The organism is Kineosporia babensis, from assembly GCF_021129305.1.
Classification (GTDB): Bacteria; Actinomycetota; Actinomycetes; order Actinomycetales; family Kineosporiaceae; genus Kineosporia; species Kineosporia babensis.
This window is the reverse complement of the sequence record NZ_JAJOMB010000020.1, coordinates 47,623-65,153: the sequence shown is the minus strand read 5'-3', so window position 1 is coordinate 65,153 and position 17,531 is coordinate 47,623. Positions and strand designations below refer to the sequence as shown.

The 17,531-nt window shown below is 69.0% G+C and carries 16 protein-coding genes; 5 read left to right on the top strand and 11 right to left on the bottom strand.

Annotation, left to right across the window (positions count from 1 at the left end):
* Positions 1-4: 4 nt before the first annotated feature.
* Together LR394_RS29900 and LR394_RS29895 are read right to left on the bottom strand one after the other, a co-directional pair.
* Entirely contained in the window at positions 5-1,333 is a 1,329-nt protein-coding gene (locus tag LR394_RS29900) for a carbohydrate-binding protein (protein WP_231447930.1), read from the bottom strand.
* 76 nt (positions 1,334-1,409) lie between these two features.
* Entirely contained in the window at positions 1,410-2,861 is a 1,452-nt protein-coding gene (locus LR394_RS29895; RefSeq protein WP_269329999.1) for a glycosyl hydrolase family 18 protein, read from the bottom strand.
* Positions 2,862-3,104: 243 nt separating this feature from the next.
* On the opposite strand from LR394_RS29895, the gene LR394_RS29890 reads away from it, so the two are divergent.
* Positions 3,105-3,302: a hypothetical protein gene (locus LR394_RS29890; RefSeq protein ID WP_231447929.1), complete on the top strand. Its 198-nt coding sequence runs from the start codon at positions 3,105-3,107 to the stop codon at positions 3,300-3,302.
* A 4-nt stretch (positions 3,303-3,306) separates the two neighbouring features.
* On the opposite strand, the gene LR394_RS29885 is transcribed toward LR394_RS29890, so the two are convergent.
* Positions 3,307-4,191, bottom strand: coding sequence for a S1 family peptidase (locus LR394_RS29885; RefSeq protein ID WP_231447928.1), 885 nt, complete (start codon positions 4,189-4,191; stop codon positions 3,307-3,309).
* Positions 4,192-4,425: 234 nt separating this feature from the next.
* Between LR394_RS29885 and LR394_RS29880 the strand changes: the two genes are divergently transcribed.
* Together LR394_RS29880 and LR394_RS29875 are read left to right on the top strand one after the other, a co-directional pair.
* Positions 4,426-4,905 (top strand): MEKHLA domain-containing protein, encoded by a 480-nt coding sequence (locus LR394_RS29880; RefSeq protein WP_231448039.1) that lies wholly within the window; start codon positions 4,426-4,428, stop codon positions 4,903-4,905.
* 47 nt (positions 4,906-4,952) lie between these two features.
* Positions 4,953-5,963: a helix-turn-helix domain-containing protein gene (locus LR394_RS29875; RefSeq protein WP_231447927.1), complete on the top strand. Its 1,011-nt coding sequence runs from the start codon at positions 4,953-4,955 to the stop codon at positions 5,961-5,963.
* A gap of 156 nt (positions 5,964-6,119) precedes the next feature.
* Here the strand turns inward: LR394_RS29875 and LR394_RS29870 are convergent, their stop codons facing one another.
* The 7 genes from LR394_RS29870 to LR394_RS29840 all read right to left on the bottom strand — a co-directional run bounded on the left by LR394_RS29870 (position 6,120) and on the right by LR394_RS29840 (position 13,002).
* Positions 6,120-7,241 (bottom strand): M20 family metallopeptidase, encoded by a 1,122-nt coding sequence (locus LR394_RS29870; protein ID WP_231447926.1) that lies wholly within the window; start codon positions 7,239-7,241, stop codon positions 6,120-6,122.
* Positions 7,234-7,902 carry a DUF1028 domain-containing protein gene (locus LR394_RS29865; RefSeq protein WP_231447925.1) on the bottom strand — a complete coding sequence of 223 codons (669 nt, stop codon included), beginning with the start codon at positions 7,900-7,902 and terminating at the stop codon, positions 7,234-7,236. Before LR394_RS29865 ends, LR394_RS29870 begins: the two co-directional genes overlap by 8 nt.
* Positions 7,899-8,330 carry a RidA family protein gene (locus LR394_RS29860; protein WP_231447924.1) on the bottom strand — a complete coding sequence of 144 codons (432 nt, stop codon included), beginning with the start codon at positions 8,328-8,330 and terminating at the stop codon, positions 7,899-7,901. The genes LR394_RS29865 and LR394_RS29860 overlap by 4 nt, the downstream gene beginning before the upstream one ends.
* Before the next feature lie 2 nt (positions 8,331-8,332).
* Entirely contained in the window at positions 8,333-9,577 is a 1,245-nt protein-coding gene (locus tag LR394_RS29855; protein WP_231447923.1) for a flavin-containing monooxygenase, read from the bottom strand.
* Positions 9,578-9,700: 123 nt separating this feature from the next.
* A complete protein-coding gene (locus tag LR394_RS29850) occupies positions 9,701-10,576 on the bottom strand; it encodes a carbohydrate ABC transporter permease (protein ID WP_231447922.1) in 876 nt (291 codons plus the stop codon).
* Positions 10,573-11,541 (bottom strand): carbohydrate ABC transporter permease, encoded by a 969-nt coding sequence (locus tag LR394_RS29845; RefSeq protein ID WP_231447921.1) that lies wholly within the window; start codon positions 11,539-11,541, stop codon positions 10,573-10,575. The genes LR394_RS29850 and LR394_RS29845 overlap by 4 nt, the downstream gene beginning before the upstream one ends.
* A gap of 78 nt (positions 11,542-11,619) precedes the next feature.
* Positions 11,620-13,002, bottom strand: a complete 1,383-nt coding sequence (locus LR394_RS29840) for an ABC transporter substrate-binding protein (protein ID WP_231447920.1) — start codon at positions 13,000-13,002, stop codon at positions 11,620-11,622.
* 358 nt (positions 13,003-13,360) lie between these two features.
* Here LR394_RS29840 and LR394_RS29835 point away from each other — a divergent pair, with 358 nt between their 5' ends.
* Both LR394_RS29835 and LR394_RS29830 read left to right on the top strand, forming a co-directional pair.
* Positions 13,361-14,302 carry a LysR family transcriptional regulator gene (locus LR394_RS29835; protein ID WP_231447919.1) on the top strand — a complete coding sequence of 314 codons (942 nt, stop codon included), beginning with the start codon at positions 13,361-13,363 and terminating at the stop codon, positions 14,300-14,302.
* 199 nt (positions 14,303-14,501) lie between these two features.
* Positions 14,502-16,802 carry a beta-glucosidase gene (locus LR394_RS29830; RefSeq protein ID WP_231447918.1) on the top strand — a complete coding sequence of 767 codons (2,301 nt, stop codon included), beginning with the start codon at positions 14,502-14,504 and terminating at the stop codon, positions 16,800-16,802.
* 8 nt (positions 16,803-16,810) lie between these two features.
* Here LR394_RS29830 and LR394_RS29825 read toward each other — a convergent pair whose 3' ends face one another.
* Positions 16,811-17,395 carry a nucleosidase gene (locus LR394_RS29825; RefSeq protein ID WP_231447917.1) on the bottom strand — a complete coding sequence of 195 codons (585 nt, stop codon included), beginning with the start codon at positions 17,393-17,395 and terminating at the stop codon, positions 16,811-16,813.
* Between the last annotated feature and the right edge of the window lie 136 nt (positions 17,396-17,531).

The following is a 17,531-nucleotide window of genomic DNA, read 5'->3' as shown; positions in this document are numbered from 1 at the left end:
ATCTCTAGTTACGGAAGGTGAAGCTGTCGAGGTCCACGAAGTCGGACGGCTGACCCGAGGTGAAGGTCAGGTAGACGTCGTGGGTTCCGGTCACTCCGGACAAAGCGCCGGGCACATCGCGGTAGCTGGTCCAGCCGCCGGTATTGCCCACCGCTATGGTCGAGACCGGAGCAGCGGTTCGGCTGTCCAGCCTGACCTCGATCAGCCCGCTCACCCCGGAGGCAGCGCCCGAGGCCACCTTGGCCACGAACGTCCGGGCCGGGGTGGTGCCGAACTTGACGCCCTGGAACTGCGCCCAGTCACCGTTGGAGATGTAGCCGAGCTTGTTGCCGTCGACCACCTGGGTGCCGGACTGGCTGTCGAAGCTCTCGGCCTGGATGGTGCTGTACGCGTCGCGGTTCCCGCCGCCGGTCGGGGGCGGCGTGGTGCCACCGCCGTTCTTCTGCGAGACCGTCACGTAGTCCACGATCATCGGTACGCCGGAGGCGGTCTGGGCGGTCGGGTTGCCCGGCCAGCTGCCGCCGATCGCCACGTTGAGGATCAGGAAGAAGCCGTGGTGGGTGGCGTTGTTCCAGGTGGTGGCGTCCATCTGGTTGGCGTTGACGGTGAAGAACTGCTGGCCGTCCACGTACCAGCGCAGCTGCTCCGGCGAGGTGCTGCGGTCGAGTTCCACCGCGTAGGTGTGGAATCCGGCCTGGGGTGAGGGGCTGAGGTTGGAGCGGCTACCGCTCAGGCCGCTGAACTCGTTGCACGGCCCGCCCGGGGCGACCCCGCAGTGCAGGGTGCCGTGCACGGTGTTCTGGCCGTTCACGTTCTCCAGCACGTCGATCTCGCCGACGCCCGGCCAGTTGGTGTAGTTGCCGCGAAAGGCCTCGCCCAGCGACCAGAAGGCGGGCCAGATGCCCTGCGCCGCAGCGCCGGTCACGTTCGGCAGCTGGATCCGGCTCTCGAACCGCACCACGCCGCCGGCCGGAGCGGCGAAGTTGGTGCGCTGGGTCTCGATCCGGGCCGAGGTCCAGTTGCCGGCCGAGTCGCGCCGCGGGGTGATCCGCAGGTTGCCGTTGCCGTCCAGGCTGACGTTCTGCGTGCTGTTGGTGTGGTAGGCGATCTCGCCCGTTCCCCAGTTGGCGGCGCCGCCGGGGTAGTTGTGACCGATGTCGAAGATCCAGTTCGACGACGAGGGAAGGGTGTTCGCGGTCCCGTTGAAGTCGTCGCTCCACACCGTGGTGAATCCTGCCGGGGGAGCAGGTACGGCGGCGGTCGCCGCCGGGGCGGTCAGGGCGAGCGCGGCGGCGATGACGGCGGTGGCCAGGAGGGCGGTGCGTTTGAGCATGGTGATCCTCTTCTTCGAGTTTCACTGCGGAGGAAGGCGCCCGGCCCGGCCCCCCGCCGAGCCGGGCGCCGGCTTGCTAGCTCAGGCCGTTGGCCACGGCCTTGGTGAGTTCGGCGGTGCTGGTGTCACCGGACAGCTCCCAGAAGAACGACCCGCCCAGGCTCTGCTGCTTGGCGTAGGTCATCTTCCCGGCGATGGTGGCCGGTGTGTCGTAGCTCCACCAGTTGCTGCCGCACTTGGCGTAGGCGGTGCCACCCACCGTGCCCGTGGCCGGGCAGGTGTTCTTCAGGACCTTGTAGTCCTCGATGCCGGCCTCGTAGGTACCGGGGGCCGGGCCGGTGGCTGATCCGCCCGGCGCCGCCTGGGACACCCCGGTCCAGCCCCGGCCGTAGAAACCGACGCCCAGAAGCAGTTTCGAGCTGGGGATGCCCAGGCTCTTCAGCTTCTTGATCGCGGTGTCGGAGTCGAAGCCGGGGTTCGGGGCACCGGTGTAGTTGTTCAGCGGGGAGTGCGGGGCGGTCGGGCCGTCGGCGTCGAAGGCCCCGTAGAAGTCGTACGTCATCGGCAGGTACCAGTCCACGTACTGGGCCGCCCCGGCGTAGTCGGCCTTCTCGATCTTGCCGCCCGCGGTGCCGTCGGCGGTGATCGCGGAGGTGACCAGGTCGTTGCCGAACGCGGTGCGCAGCGCCTGCATCAGGTTGCGGTACGCGGCTGCTCCGCTGGTGTCGCAGGACAGGCCGCAGGCGTTCGGGTACTCCCAGTCGATGTCGATTCCGTCGAAAACATCAGCCCAGCGCGAGTCCTCGACCAGGGCCCGGCAGGACTGGGCGAAGGCCGTCGGGTTCTTCGCCGCCTCACCGAAGCCGCCCGACCAGGTCCAGCCGCCGAACGACCAGATCACCTTCAGGTTCGGGTACTTCTTCTTCAGCTGGCGCAGCTGGTTGAAGTTGCCGGCCACCGGCTGGTCCCAGGTGTCGGCCACCCCGCTCACGGAATCGGCTGCGGTGAAGGTCTTCTGGTAGTCGGCGTAGGCGTCACCGATCACGCACTTGCCGCCGGTGACGTTGCCGAAGGCGTAGTTGATGTGGGTGAGCCGGGCCGCCGCGCCACTGGTGTCCAGCGCCTTGACCTGGAAGTTGCGCTGGTAGGTGCTCCAGTTGGTGTAGTAACCGATCACCTTCTTGCCGCTGGGGTTGGGCGGCGGATCGGTGGTCGGCGGGGGAGTGGTGGGCGGCGTGGTCGGGTCGGTGCCGCCGCAGGCACCCCCGTCCACCCACACGTCCTGCGCGTTGGCGCCCGGAACATCGCCGTACGTCCACCATTTCGCGGTCCAGGTGTGGTTGTTGTACGTGACCACGGCGCCGCCGTTGTAGGCCACGTCCTTGGCCCAGGCAGGACCGGTGCAGGCGGCCGAGACGGCCGACCGGTTGGGGGTGGCGGCCTGGGCGCCGGCCGGGACGAGGGTGGCGACGAGCGCCACGGTGGCAGTGGCCGCAAGGCAGGCAGCGGCCAGTCGAACACGTTTCATGACGATCCCTTCAGGGCGGGAGGCATGATTAGTGAGGAGGCCTTACTTAATGCTGAACCAAGGGTACAAGTCCGGACCCGCAAATGGGAAGAAGGTAAAACGCCGGACGTCGCCCGACGGGGGCGCATTGTGCTGGTAATCGGCGCCCGGCGCAGGCGGTACGCTCTGAGCGCATTCATCCGGTTCCTTCTGAATGCGCCCAATCCCGCCTGCTTCCGCCTGCTCTGATCTGGAGAACCTCCCATGGCCCTGAGTCGCCGTCCCCGTCAGCTGGTGAGCCTTGGTGCGGTCGCCGGTGTCCTGGGCGTCGGTGTGGTGGTCATCGGCCTGAGCGACCGCGCCGAGGCGGCCGCCGTTCCCAGTTGTGCGACGGCGAGTGCCTGCCCGGATCAGGGCGTGCTCCCGAATCAGGGCGAGGCGCAGCAGATATCGCGCCGCTGAGCGGTCAGCCGGTCACGGAGCGGATCCACTTCAGCTGCTTGGTGATCGCGGCGGCGCCGACCATCTTCTCCCGGTCGGATCCCCAGAACACGCCGACCATGCGCTCCTTGCCCTTGGGGGCGATCGTCATCACCGGGGCCCCTGAATCGCCTCCGGCCGGAACGCCGCGCACCTTCACCGCGCAGAAGTCCTTACCGCCCGGGGCGGCGTAGTACTCACAGCCCTTCTTCTTGGCCGAGAGCACCTTCAGATCGGCCTGGCGCAACTGGTTGGCCTGGCACTTGTGCTCGTCGTCCTCGCAGGTCGCGCCCCAGCCGAACACCCGCACCGCCTGCCCGGGCCGAACCGCGGCCCTGGACAGCTTGGCCGGCTTCACGTCCTTCATCTTCTGCACCTTGATCAGCATGACGTCGGCGCCGTTCGGGCTGGCCACCCGGCTGCCCCGGATCACCCGCACCTTCTGCCCCTCACGCTGATTGAGGTTGCCCGCCCGGAACGTGATCCGCCGGTCGGCCACCGGCTTGTCCGGCCGGTCGAAGAAGCAGTGCGACGCGCTGATCACCCACTGATCGGTGAGCGCGGTTCCCGTGCAATGGGGCTTGCCGTCCACCAGCATCCGCACCGCCCAGGGGCCGTAAACACTCTTCTTGCCGTCGATCACCCCCACGCTCGCCTGCGCCGAAGGGGGTGCGACCAGCAGCCCCGCCCCCGCCATCAAACCCACCGCCATCAGGCTCACTGCCACCGAAGCACCCCGGCCCCGCACCCGTCCGCCCAGCTTCTTCGGCGCCCCACTGCCTTGCCGGCACCGCTCGCCGCCACCTGACCGCGAACTGCCGCGATCCTGCTTCAGCCCAGCTCGTTCCTGCCCCGACCCGTCCTGCTGCATCTGCCCACTCCCTGTCTGCCCGAATCCGGCCGACAGGTCTGATGCGCGCACCGGCCACTTTGTTCGCCCGAATCGTCGACTTACTCAGGCGCATTCCGGACCGGTTCCCTGGAGACGAGTCCGCAACGTGTACACCGCGTCCTTCTGGTACCACGTGTACACAAACCGAAACGGTGGTTCCTCCGCGCCCGGGTCTGCGCCGGCGAGCCGACCAGTAGATTCGGTCCGGTGAGCATGCACGAAATGGATACCCGCAGCCCTCAGTTCGCCGAACTCATGGCCCGGAGCTACCACGAGCTGGTCGGCGAGCCGCTCGTGCCCGATGGCCCGGCCGGACGGCCACCCGGCAGCGACGGGCCGACCGTTGCGGACCGGCTCTACCGGGCGCCGTTCGGGTTGCTGGCCCACGACACGTCCCCGGATCCGGTGTTCAGGTACGCGAACCTGGCGGTGCAGAAGCTCTTCGAATACGGCTGGGACGAGTTCGTCGGGCTGCCTTCCCGGTTGTCCGCGGGCGAAGAGGACCGGGAGGCTCGCCGGGTCCTGCTGGAGAACGTCCGTCGTCATGGGTTCACGAACGACTACCGTGGGCCACGGGTGGCTCGTTCCGGGCGGCGGTTCTGGATCGACAACGTCACGGTTTGGAATCTGATCGATGACGATGGCACACGGGTCGGGCAAGCAGCGCTGATCCGGCGCTGGGAGGACTTCTGAGCAACCGGCTTGCGGCTCAAGCGGCTTGAGAGCGCAGGGTGAAGGGCATGGACAAGAACGAGGACCGGCGGTATCCGATCGGTGACGTGGCCCGGCGGACCGGGCTGGCGGTGAGTGCCGTGCGCTTCTACTCGGACGAGGGCATCGTGCGCCCGGCCGGGACCAACAGCGCGGGCCATCGGCTCTACGACCTGCACACGATCGCGCAGCTCGAGCTGATCCGCACACTGCGTGAGCTGGGTGCCGGGCTGGAGGAGATCCGGCGCCTGCTCACCGGCGAGACCGAGCTGCGGTACCTGCTGGCCGAACATCTGGAACTGGTGGAACAGCAAGGGAAAGATCTGCTGGCCCGAAGGGCAGTGTTACGCACCCTGGTTCGGCTGGAGCACCCGGCCGAGCAGGCGGCGCTGCTGCACAAGCTGGTGACGATGCCCGACGCAGAGCGTGAGCGTCTGGTGGATGCCTTCTGGTCCGAGGTCGCGGCGGACCTGCCGGGCGACTTCGGGCAGCGCCTGGCCACGATGCGTCCGACGTTGTCGCCGGACCCGACCGCCGCTCAGCTCGAGGCCTGGATCGAGCTGGCCGATCTGTTGCAGGACAACGATTTCCGGGCTGAAGTCCGTGAATACCTGCGCGCGGTGCACGGCGAAGGGCCGGGCGTGGCAATGTCGGCCGGGCCGGTGCAGGACATGATCCACGGGCCGGGCGCCGAGATCGTCGAGGCCATGCTGGCGGCCCGTCGCAGCGGTCTGGCGCCGGAGGCCGACCATGCCCAGGATCTGGCCCGGCGCCTGTCTGAGCAGGCCGGTCTGCCGTTCGGGGTGCAGGACTCGCCGGAGTGTCGGCTGCGGTTGGCCGAGGCTTTCCGGATGCTCGGCCCGATGCCGCCCGACCTGGCTGATCCGCAGTACGAAGCCACGCACGGCCGGTACCTTGCCCTGGTCGCGGTGATCAACGGGACGCAGCCGGTGCCGCCGCTGGATGAGCAGGAAGACCTGGCCGGCCTGTCCGAGTGGATCGCCGCTGCCCTGCAGGCTTCGGCCGTGGCATCCCAATAGGGAGGTCCACGCGAACGCGCCGGTTCAGTAGTTGCCGATGACCACGAGCGGCGCGGGGAACCTGACCGAACTCAAGCGCCACTTCGGAGCCGACCCTGGCCGTCTTCGTGAAGCGCCGGGAACCAGCCTGGGCCAAACGGTTCCCGGCGCAGGAGCTTACGCGGCGCTGATGTCCAGGGCGGTCCAGGCCAGGGCAGTCGCGGCGTCGAGCAGAGCCTTCTCGGCGTCAGGCCCCACGCAGTGCGCGGCGAACTCGGGCTGGTGGTTCAGCGCGGGGGCCGAGTTGATGCCGATGTACGGGTGGATGGCCGGGACCACCTGGGACACGTTGCCCATGTCGGTGGAGGCGCGGTTCATCGCCCGGGCCGGGGAGCCGCGATCGAACACCCGACCCAGCTGATGCGCGTTCTGGACGTAGGCGCGCAAAGCCGGGTCGAACGTCCTGAATTCCGCGTAGGGCCGGCTCTCCGGGGAGATGTCGAGCGTTGCGCCGGTGGCCAGCGCTCCGGCCTGGAAGCAGCGCCAGACCTTCTCCTCGGTCTCGGCGAGCTGGGCCAGTGACTCGGCCCGCACGTACCAGCGGCCCTCGGTGTGCGCGGGAATGGCGTTCGGCGCTTCCCCGCCGTTGGTCATCACCCCGTGCACCCGGACCGTGGGCGGAAGTTGCTGGCGCAGAAGCCCGATCGCGACCTGGGCGATGGTGAAGGCATCGGCGGCATTGACGCCCTGCTGGGGGTAGGCCGCTGCGTGCGCGGCCTTGCCCTGGTAGGAGACGTGCGAGTGCGACACCGCGAACGGTTCGGCCTCGGCGACGTCCACCGGTGCGGGGTGGGCCATCATCGCCAGGTCCAGCCCGGCGAACGCTCCCCGCTCCAGCAGCTCGATCTTGCCTCCACCGCCTTCTTCGGCCGGCGTGCCGTAGACCTCGATGGTCAGGCCGGCGGCATCGGCGAGCGGAGCCAGGGCCCGCGCTGCGCCTACGGTGATGGCCGAGATCAGGTTGTGCCCGCAGGCGTGGCCCAGGCCGGGCAGGGCGTCGTATTCCGCGCACAGCCCGAGCCGGAAGGGCCCGCTGCCGTAGGTGGCCAGGAAGGCGGTTTCGAGGCCGAGGTAGGCCGGGGTCACGGCGAACCCGGCCTCCTCCAGCGACTCGGCCACCCAGCGCGCCGAACGATGCTCCTCCCATGCGGTTTCGGGGTTCGCGTGCAGCAGTTCGGAGAGCTGGATCAGGCGCTCGGCGTCCTGGGCGATGGTCCGGGCGGCGGCATCCTTACTCATCGCCGGGTACTCCGTACGAGGGTGCCTGCTCCGGATTCAGGCCGCGCGTCACGTACGCGTCGCGCTGTGGCATCCAAATCTCGAGCAGGGCGCGCAGGTCCTGGATCGGGGTGTCGCTCCAGTCCACCCGCAGATCGGTCTCCCGCCAGGCCACCTTCCGGACCACCGAAAGTCCGGCCGAGCGAACCGGTCCGGCCTCGCCACCGGCGTCGAGACCGGCTTCCAGGGCGGCCAGCAGACGCTCTTCGAGTTCACCTGAGGACGCTTCGAACGCCTTGACGATCACGGCGACGACGTCGGCGGATTCCAGGAGGTTTCCGGCCGCGACTACCTGGGTACCTACCTGGTGGTGGTGCACGCCCAGGGTCTTCGAGCCGGAGAACGCGGCCCCCTGGCCGTTCAGATCCAGCACCGTGAGCTGGCGGTGCTGGATCAGCTCGCGTCCCTCGACCAGACCCGACAGGGCAGCCTGCGCTCCGGCGCCGGTCTCCAGAGCGTCCAAAAGCTCGGTACCCAGGCGCGGATCGGTGACGTTCTGCGAGGACGCCCCACCCACCCCAGCGCGCAGGTGGATGCACCGGGCGGCCACCGCCGGGCTGGAGGACGAGACCGCGATGCCCACTGCGCCCGAGCCGTCCGTGGCCAGAATCGAGAAAGTCACTGGGGGATCACCGCAATCGCGTCGACCTCGACCAGCCACTCCGGCCGGGCCAGCGCCGAGACCACCAGGCCGGTGGAGATCGGGTGCACGCCCTTGGTGTACTTGCCGATAATGCGGTACACCGTCTCGCGGTAGCGCGGGTCGACGATGTAGATGGTGAGCTTGACCAGGTGCTCCAGCTTGGCGCCGGACTCCTCGAGCAGCATCGCGATGTTGGTCATCGCCTGCTCGGTCTGCGCGCCGACGTCACCGATCCCGACCGATTCGCTGGTGTCGAGGTTCTGGCCGATCTGGCCGCGCACGTAGACCGTGTTCCCGGCGACGACCGCCTGGCAGAGGTCGTTGTCGAGGTTCTGCTCGGGGTAGGTGACCTTGGTGTTGAACGGGCGGATGCGCTTGTGCCCGCCCACGACGATCGGTTCGGACATCTTCAGGCCCCCTGGTAGGCGTGGTAGCTGAGCTTGGTGGTGATGTGCCCGGCCACGTGCTTGGCGTCGTGCCACACCCCCCAGATGAAACTGGAGCCGCGGCGTGAGAGCCAGGGCAGACCGAGGAAGTACACACCGGGTTCCTGCGAGACACCGCGCCGGTGAACGGGTTTGCCCTTGGCGTCGAAGGTGTCCACCTGGAGCCAGCCGTAGTCGGCGGTGAAGCCGGTGGCCCAGATGATCGAGGTGACCCCCGCGGCGGCCAGGTCGAGTTCGAGCAGCGGCTCGGACTGCGAGAACGGCTTCAGGACGCGGGCCTCGGGTTCCTCGGGAAGGTCCAGTCCGTTGCGGCTCACGTAGGCGTCGGCGGCGTCCAGCAGGGCCAGGTAGTTGCTGTCGCCGGCGGCGATGTTGTCGGCCAGGTCGGGCTTGAACCGCACGGTGCCGTTCTCGAACGAGTCGGTCAGGCCGACCAGGTTGATGCCGTCGGCGGCCAGGTTGCGGAAGTCGACGGTGTGACCGCCGCGGGCACCGCTGACCGCGATGGTGACGTGCTCGGCGCCGGCCGGCGGGGTCTCCATGTCCCACAGATCGAGAACGCCGAGCCACCAGACGAAGTCACGTCCCCGGTAGCTGCGCGGCGGGCGGTCGTGCGCGCCCACGCTCAGGTAGACCTCGCGGCCGGCGCGCTTGAGCTCGTCGGCGATCTGCACCCCGGAGGATCCGGCTCCGACCACGAGCACGCCGCCTTCGGGCAGCTGCTGCGGGTTGTGGTAGCTGCTGGAGTGGATCTGGTGCAGGTTCTCGCTCGGCGCGACGATCGGCGGGTAGGACGGCTTCTGGAACGGGCCGGTGGCGGCGACCACGAAGCGCGCGTTCACCGTTCCCTCGGAGGTCTGCGCCCGAAAGCCCGGACGGTCGGAATTACGCTGCACCGAAGTGACTTCCACGCCGGTGCGGATCGGCAGGGCGAACTTCTCGGCGTAGGCCTCGAAGTAACCGGCCACCTGCTCCTTGCCGGCGAAGCCGTCGGGGGCCACGTCGGCGAACTCCAGGCCGGGAAAGCGGTCGTGCCAGGCCGGGCCGTTGGCGACCAGCGAGTCCCACCGCTCCGAGCGCCAGCGTTCGGCGATCCGGCCGCGTTCCAGCACCAGGTGCGAAACCCCCGCTGCGGTGAGGTGCTCGCTCATCGCGACACCGGCCTGGCCGGCCCCGACGACGAGGACCTCGACCTCTTGGTGAGACATAGGAAGACTCCACTCCGGACAGAATTGTGTTACCCCGTGGACGATTTCATCGTGGTCCCGGGATTGAGTTCTGTCCAACACATGTTCTTGACGAAGCAATTCAGTTCTGCAGATGCACGAGGGTCAGCCCTTGACCGCGCCGCCCAGGATTCCGCGCACGAAGTAGCGCTGCAGGGCCAGGGTGACCACCACGGGCGGGATCATCGACATCAGCGCAGCGGCCGAGAGCGCGTTCAGGCCGCCTCCGGTGGACTGCACCAGCCCGGCGATCTGCACGGTGGCCGGGGCCACGTCGGCGCCACCGCCCAGGAACAGCAGCGGCACCAGCAGGTCGTTCCAGGACCACATGAACTGGATGATGGCCAGCGCCACCATGATCGGGACGCTGGTGGGCAGCACGATGCTGAAGAAGGTACGCGGCACGCTGGCGCCGTCCAGGGCGGCGGCCTCGAGCAGTTCCTCGGGGAAGGCCCGGAAGAAGCCGTGCAGCAGGTAGGTGCCGAACGGGATCACGAAACCGGCCTGGAACAGCCAGACACTGGGCAGTTCACCGGTCAGGCCGAGGTCGCCGAACAACCGCAGCAGCGGCACCAGGGTCAGCTGCGGTGGCACCACCAGCAGGCTGACCACGATCGCGAGCAGCGTCATCCGGCCGCGGAACTTCATCCGGGCCAGGGTGTAGGCGGCCACCGCGCAGATCACCACGGTGATCGCGGTGGTCGGCAGGGTGACCAGGGTGCTGTTCAGGATCGCCCGGCCGATCCCGCCGGTGGTCCACGCGTCCTGGTAGTTGGTCATCGTGAACCAGGGCTTGACCAGGGCGTTCCACCAGCCGTTGGTGGCCGAGTCGGCGATCGTGCGGAACGAGTAGACGATCAGGCCGAGCAGCGGCAGGACCCAGGCCGCGCAGACCACGACCAGGACGGTGTGCACCAGGCCGCGGGCGGGGGAGAACGGTCGGCGCCGGGCCCGGGCGGGCGCCGGAAGGGTGGTGCTCATCGGGCGTTCTCCTCGCGGAACTGGCGGACGTTGACGACGATGATCGGGACGGCGGCGATCAGCAGGACCACCGCGATCGCCGAGGCGTGGCCGTAGTCGCGGGCCTGGAACAGTTCGGCGTACATCCGGTTGGCGATCACGTTGGTGTCGAAGGCGCCGTTGGTCATCGTGTAGACGATGTCGAAGATCTTCAGCGCGAAGATCACCTGCGTGGTGTAGACGACGATGATGGTCGGGGCGATCTGCGGGACCGCGATGTGCCAGAACGCCCGCAGCTCACCGGCCCCGTCCAGGCGGGCGGCCTCCAGGGTGGAGGCGTCCACGTTCTTGATCGCGGCCGAGAGCATCAGCATCGCGGTGCCGGTGGACATCCACACGCCCACCGCGATCAGCGCCCAGGTGGTCAGCGCCGGGTCGGACAGGAAGGCGATCGGCTCCAGCCCGAGCTGGTTGAGCATGCCGTTCAGGGTGCCGGTCTGGGCGGCGCCGGCCGGCTGGTAGGCGTACATCAGCCGCCAGATCACCGCGGCGGCCGAGAACGAGATGGCCATCGGCAGGATCATCACGGTCCGCACCAGCCACTCGTAGCGCACCCGGTCGGCCAGGGCGGCGATCACCAGGCCCAGCGCCAGGGTGAGCACCGGCAGCACGATCAGCCAGATCAGGTTGTTCACCAGCACCGGGCGGACCTGCTCGCTGAGCACCCAGCCGTAGTTGTCCAGGCCGACGAAGCCCTCACCGGAACGGTTGCGGAACGACATCAGCAGGGTCTGGATCAGCGGGTAGACCAGGATCGTGCCGCCCAGCAGCAGCGGCAGGGCCAGCCAGAGCCACGGGCGCACCCGGTCCTGGGCGCGGGCCGGCAGCAGCCGCAGGAGGCGTTCGCCCAGGGCCAGCCACAGCAGGACCAGCGCGGGGATCACCAGGACACCCGCCACGAGGGAGAACAACGGCGTGGAGTTCACGGTTCGGCTCCAGGATCTTCGGCAGAGTCAGGGCGGGGGAGCCCGGCGGTACCGGGCTCCCCCGAGAAAGAGGGCAGGTCAGCCGAGGGCGGCCTGGGCGTCGTCGATCGACTTCAGCCCGGCGTCCAGGGTGGAGGCGTCCTGAACGTAGTTGGAGAACGCGGTGTAGACGGTGGACCGCACGCTGGTGTCGATGGTGTGGCTCGGCAGCGGCGCCAGGTCCTTGCTGAGCAGGTCGGTGGAGATCTTCTTCAGCAGTTCGTTCGGGTAGGCCTCGGCCGGCACGTTCTGGTTCGGGGCCACGTAGTTGCCGGTGGCCGCGATCAGGGTCTGCGCCTCGTCGGAGGCCAGGTACTTCAGGAACGACTGCACCTCGGGCCGGTCGGCGAAGGCGGCCACCACGGTGCCGGTGTAGGCCTCGGTGCCGGCGTAGTCCGGGTTCTCGGCCGGGATCGGCATGAAGTCCAGGTTCTCGCCGGCCTTGACCGCCGGGTTGCCGGCCATCAGGGTGGCGGCCCCGTAGGTACCCCACTCGAACAGCGAGCACTGGTCGTTGTACATGCCGTTGCCGGCCGCCCCGGGCTCGGTGGACAGCGCCGCCGAGGGACCGCCGTAGACCATGCCGTCGGTGTGCACGATCTCGCCGATCGCCTCGAAGGCGGCCTTCACCTTCGGGTCCGACCACTTGGTCTCACCGGTGGCCAGGCCCGCGGTGAACTCCGGGCCCTGCGACTTCATGATCTGGTTGAACACCATGAAGGTGCCCGGCCAGCCGGTGCTGGCGCCCGCACTCAGGCCCAGGCACCAGGGGGCGCTGCCGGAGGCGGCCTGCTGCTCGGTCCAGGCGCTGAGCTCGTCCCAGTCGCCGTCGGTCGGCCCGTCGTACTTCTGCGGGTCGTACCAGACCATGAAGTTGTCCAGCGACATGTACAGCGCGTAGGTCTTGTCGTCGAACGTGGCCGCGTCGATCAGGCCCTGCTCGAAGTTCTTCTCCAGGGTGTCGGCGCCGACGATCGAGCCGACGTCCTTCAGGTCGCCGGAGTTCGCGTACTGGCGCACCATCGCCATGCTGGAGACGGTCATCACGTCGACCGGGTTGCCGGAGTCGACCCCGGCCTGGATCACCGTGGTGTAGTCCTCGGTGCCGGTGTAGTCGACCTTGATCCCGGTGGCCTCCTCGAACGGGGCGAAGGCGGACAGCAGCCGCTCCCGCTCGGTCCCGGCCAGGGTGCCGACCACAGTGACCGTGCCCTCGGTCTTCTCGCCGTTGCTCAGCAGGCTCTCGGAGAACGACTTGGCCGCGTCCACGTACTGCGCGGGCAGTTCCGGGGCCGAGGCGGCCGAGCCGCCGGAGGCGGAGCTGCCGGCATCGGCGCAACCGGCCAGGGTCACGCCCAGAGCGGCGAAGGCGGCACCGACGACCGTGGTCGTGCGGCGGCGGGTGGATCGGGGAGAACGCATCGGGACCTCCGTCGAAGGGGGACTGGCGGGGGATGGCGTCACCGGTGATCCGGGCGCGATCGGTTCGGGTTCTTTCGGCAGTAGGGCCGGACGTCCCCACCGCAGTGGGCATCTCGTCGGCCGCTGCCCAGATTAGGAGCGCTCGCTTCCGGAGTAAAAAATGGATTGGGCGGGTAAGTGCATCAGTTTCGGAGATGAATTAATCCGATAACTGACGAGAAACATTGGCGAAACCTGAAGAGGTCGCTGCAGGTCGGAGCGGGGTTGCCGGAAGGCGACGGGATCGGTCATCGTGCCGGGACCGCATCGGAATTACTGATGCGGTCGGGCAACGAACGAAATCGAGCAGGGGAGAGCAATGGCCCGCAAGGCCGACATCACGCTGGCTCAGCTGCGCTACTTCGTCGAGGCAGCCACCTGCCTGAGCATGACCCAGGCGGCGATGAACCTGCTGGTGGCCCAGTCGGCGGTCTCCTCCGCGGTGGCCCAGCTCGAAAGCCAGGTCGGGGCGCAGCTGTTCATCCGGATGCGCTCCAAGGGCCTGGCCCTCACCCCGGCCGGCCAGCAACTGCTGGGCGACGCCCGCTCGGTGCTCGGCAACCTCGACGAGGCGCTGGACGCCGCCCGCGGGATGGACGAGCAGGTGCGCGGCACGATCCGGATCGCCTTCTTCGTCACCCTCGCCCCGTTCCTGCTCGCCGACGTGATGACGCTGCTGGCCGAACGGCACCCGCACCTGGACGTGGACGTGGTCGAGGTGGACGCCGACGAGGCCCGCGAGGCGCTGCGCTCGGGCCGGGCCGAGATGGCGGTCAGTTACGACTTCGCCTTCGGCGACGAGATGCGCCGGGAGACCGTCACCACGGTCAGCCCGCACGTGGTGCTGCCCGACGGGCACGTGCTGGCCGCCCGCAGCCGGGTCCCGCTGCGCGAACTGGCCCGCGACAAGCTGATCCTGCTGGACCTGCCGCACAGCCGGGAGTACTTCCTGGACGTGATGCGCGGGGCCGGGGTCGAGCCGATCGTCGGGCACCGCTCGCACGGCTACGAGACCGTGCGCTCGCTGGTGGCCAAGGGCTACGGCTACTCCATCCTGAACCAGCGCCCGCAGCACGACTTCACCTACGACGGGCGGCGGGTGATCACCCGGCCGATCGCCGACGAGGTGCCCGGCCTGCCACTGGTGGTGGCCACCCTGCGCTCGGTACGGGCCACGGCCCGGGTCCGGGCGGTGGCGGACGCGGTCCGGGTGGCGGCCACCGGGCTGACCGGCGAAAACCGCCCAGAACGGGCAATCTGAATCAGCGGACGGGTGGAGCCGGTGTGATTCTCATGTTTCCACGAGGTTTCGCGCACCGGGGTGGACGTGAAGTACATCGCACCGGTCGATGTACTTCACCCGGATCAGCTATTTGAAAGATCCGGCCCGGCTCCGCACACTGCCGCACAACCCCAGCACCGCTCCGTACCGAGCCTGCACCACCTGATCTGGAGTCCTCTTGAGCGACAACGCCAGCCCGTCCGGCCTCTTCGACGTCGAGGCCGTCCTCGCCGCGCTGACCGAGCCGGAAAAGGTCGACCTGCTCTCCGGCCGGGGGATGTGGAAGACCGCGGCGCTGCCTCGGCACGGCGTGCCGAGCATCGTGATGACCGACGGCACCTACGGCGTGCGCTACTCCGAGGAACAGATCGAGAACGACCAGCAGGGCGGTTTCGACCTGGACGACTTCCTGGCGGTGGTCAACCGCCGGGCCAACGGCACCGACACCGCCTGGGGCCGCACCCGCCCCGCCACCTGCTTCCCGACCGGCGCCACCCTGGCCTGCTCCTGGGACCCGGCGCTGGCCCGGCAACTGGGTGCCGCGCTGGCCGCCGAGTGCGGCGAGTTCGGGGTGGACGTGCTGCTGGGGCCGGGCATCAACCTGCGCCGCACCCCCCTGGGCGGGCGTAGCTACGAGTACTACTCCGAAGACCCGCTGCTCACCGCCGAGATCGCGGCCGGCGTGGTGGAGGGCCTGCAGGAGAACGGGGTCGGGGCCTCGCTGAAGCACTTCGCCGCCAACAACAGCGAGGTCGAGCGCACCACCATGGACTCGGTGATCGAGGAACGGGCGCTGCGCGAGATCTACCTGAAGGCCTTCGAGCGGGTGGTCGGGCGCAGCGACCCGTGGACGGTGATGAGCTCGTACAACCGGCTCAACGGGGTTCAGACGTCGCAGGATCCGTGGCTGCTGAGCGAGGTGCTGCGCGAGGACTGGGGTTATCGCGGGGCGGTGGTGTCCGACTGGCACGGCATCAAGGACCGCGCCGCCTCGGTCCGCGCCGGCAACGACCTGGACATGCCCGAGAGCCCGGCCCGCAAGGCCGCCCTGCGCCGGGCGATCGACGAGAAGCTGATCAGCACCGAGGATCTGGACCGGGCCTGCCGCCGGGTGCTGGAACTGGTGCACCGCGCGGTCGCCGCCCGGCCGCTGCGTCAGCAGGCGTTCGACCGGGCCGAGCACCACGAGCTGGCCCGCAGCATGGCCGCCCGCTCGCTGGTGCTGCTGAAGAACACGGGGGTGCTGCCGCTGAACCCGGCTGAGCTGAAGCGGGTTCTGGTGGTGGGCCCGGGCGCGGTCCAGCCGATCATCCAGGGCTCCGGCAGCGCCACCACCATGCCCACCCAGGTTGACATCCCGCTCGAGGAGATCCGCCGGGCGCTGGGCGAAGACGTGCAGGTGCTGCATACCGACGACGACTCCGGGGCGGCCGAGGCCGATCTGGTGTTGGTCTTCGTCAACACCGACCTGCAGTACGACGGTGAGGGCGCCGACCGCCGCACCCTGAATCTGGCCGCCGGGCAGGATCAGCTGGTGCAGGAACTGGCCGCCTCCGGAACCGACGTAGTGGTGCTCCTGGCCAGCCCGGACGCGGTCGTGATGCCCTGGCTGAACGAGGTTTCCGCGGTCGTGGCCACCTTCCTGGCCGGGCAGGGAGCGGGCCGGGCCATCGCCGACGTCCTGGTCGGCATCGCCGAGCCGACCGGGCGGCTCACCACCACCTTCCCGGCCCGGATCGAGGACATCCCGAGCTACCTGACCTACCCCGGCGAGAACGGCCGGCATGTTTACTCCGAGGGCATCCACGTCGGGTACCGCTCGTACGACGCCCTCGGCCGCGAGCCGCTGTTCGCCTTTGGGCACGGCCTGGGCTACACCATGTTCGAGATCGGTTCCGTCACCGCCACGGTCGTCGGCGAAACGGTAGAACTGGTTGTCCCGGTGAAGAACACGGGCGAACGTCAGGGGCGCGAGACGGTCCAGATCTACGCCGAACACCAAAACCCGCGCGTGCAGCGTCCGTTGCTGGAACTGGTCGCCTTCGCCGGAGTCGAGCTGGACGCGGGCGAGAGCACCGAGCTCGAGATCGCCTTCCCCGTGGACGACCTCCGGTTCTGGGACACCTCCCGGCAGGCCTGGGTGCTGGACGGCGAGAGCGTGCGCCTGCACGCCGGGCGCTCCAGCCGCGACCTGGTCTCGGCGGCCGAGGTGGTCACGCAGGAATCGGCGCCGCGCCATCGCCCGGTCGTGCGTGACACCCAACCGGTGTTCATCCTGAACAACCCGGCCGCCCGCCGCGCCACCGTGCGGTTCCTGGCCGAGACCCTCAACCGCACCCCCGAGGACGTGGACCGGCTGCTGGAGTACAGCCGGGACTCGTTCATCGGCATCGTCGCCACCCTGGAGCGGCGCTTCCGGATCAGCTTCACCGACCAGCAGGCCGAGGACCTGCTGGCCGCGATCCGCGCCGAGGTCTAGGCCCTGTCCTAGGCGAGCTCGCGCTGCACCCAGTCGGCCAGCACCCGGGCGCACTCGCTCACCGTCTCCGGCCAGGTGCGGGCGGAGTTCTCGTCGGCGTCGTCGCTGACCAGCTTGATCAGCCGCACCGGCAGGTCCAGGCGGGCCGCGGCGGCGGCCACGGCGTAGCCCTCCATGTCCACCAGGTGCGCCTGCTCGGCCAGGGCATCGCGCTGCGGCCCACCCGCGACGAACGTGTCGCCTGAGGCCAGCGCGATGCCGCCGGGCGCCGCGAGCTGCAGCGGGGCACCGTAGGTCTCACCGGTGAGCCGGAACAGCAGATCGGTGTCCAGGTCGTGCTGGATCACCGTGCTGATCTCGTGCAGGCCCACCAGACCGGAACGCAACGCTCCGGCCGTCCCCAGATTGACCAGGCTCGCCGGGCGCACCCCGGCGGCCAGGGTCAGGGTCAGCGCGGTGGTGGCGTTGATCTTGCCGATCCCAGTGATCAGCACCGGCAGCCCGGCGTCCAGGAACTGGGCCTCCTCCTTGACCGCGACCACCAGCAAAGGCTTGTCGGCACTGATGGTTCCGATCAGCTGTTCGGTGCTCACAAACGTCCTTAGTCAGGCTTGGTCAGGTGGTTGGTCCGTCCGGGCGATTCTAGGTGGCGAACCGTGAGGCATCACCCGGTCGGCCGTTCACGTAACGGTGTCAGATGGCCACACTCGGTGACCATGGGTTGGGCGA

Excerpts from the sequence above, each read along its gene's own strand:
- LR394_RS29835 (WP_231447919.1), top strand. The coding sequence starts at position 13,361 with ATGGCCCGCAAGGCCGACATCACGCTGGCTCAGCTGCGCTACTTCGTC.
- LR394_RS29870 (WP_231447926.1), bottom strand. The coding sequence starts at position 7,241 with ATGAGTAAGGATGCCGCCGCCCGGACCATCGCCCAGGACGCCGAGCGC.
- LR394_RS29895 (WP_269329999.1), bottom strand. The coding sequence starts at position 2,861 with ATGAAACGTGTTCGACTGGCCGCTGCCTGCCTTGCGGCCACTGCCACC.
- LR394_RS29840 (WP_231447920.1), bottom strand. The coding sequence starts at position 13,002 with ATGCGTTCTCCCCGATCCACCCGCCGCCGCACGACCACGGTCGTCGGT.
- LR394_RS29885 (WP_231447928.1), bottom strand. The coding sequence starts at position 4,191 with ATGCAGCAGGACGGGTCGGGGCAGGAACGAGCTGGGCTGAAGCAGGAT.
- LR394_RS29855 (WP_231447923.1), bottom strand. The coding sequence starts at position 9,577 with ATGTCTCACCAAGAGGTCGAGGTCCTCGTCGTCGGGGCCGGCCAGGCC.
- LR394_RS29850 (WP_231447922.1), bottom strand. The coding sequence starts at position 10,576 with ATGAGCACCACCCTTCCGGCGCCCGCCCGGGCCCGGCGCCGACCGTTC.
- LR394_RS29880 (WP_231448039.1), top strand. The coding sequence starts at position 4,426 with ATGCACGAAATGGATACCCGCAGCCCTCAGTTCGCCGAACTCATGGCC.
- LR394_RS29860 (WP_231447924.1), bottom strand. The coding sequence starts at position 8,330 with ATGTCCGAACCGATCGTCGTGGGCGGGCACAAGCGCATCCGCCCGTTC.
- LR394_RS29900 (WP_231447930.1), bottom strand. The coding sequence starts at position 1,333 with ATGCTCAAACGCACCGCCCTCCTGGCCACCGCCGTCATCGCCGCCGCG.
- LR394_RS29875 (WP_231447927.1), top strand. The coding sequence starts at position 4,953 with ATGGACAAGAACGAGGACCGGCGGTATCCGATCGGTGACGTGGCCCGG.
- LR394_RS29890 (WP_231447929.1), top strand. The coding sequence starts at position 3,105 with ATGGCCCTGAGTCGCCGTCCCCGTCAGCTGGTGAGCCTTGGTGCGGTC.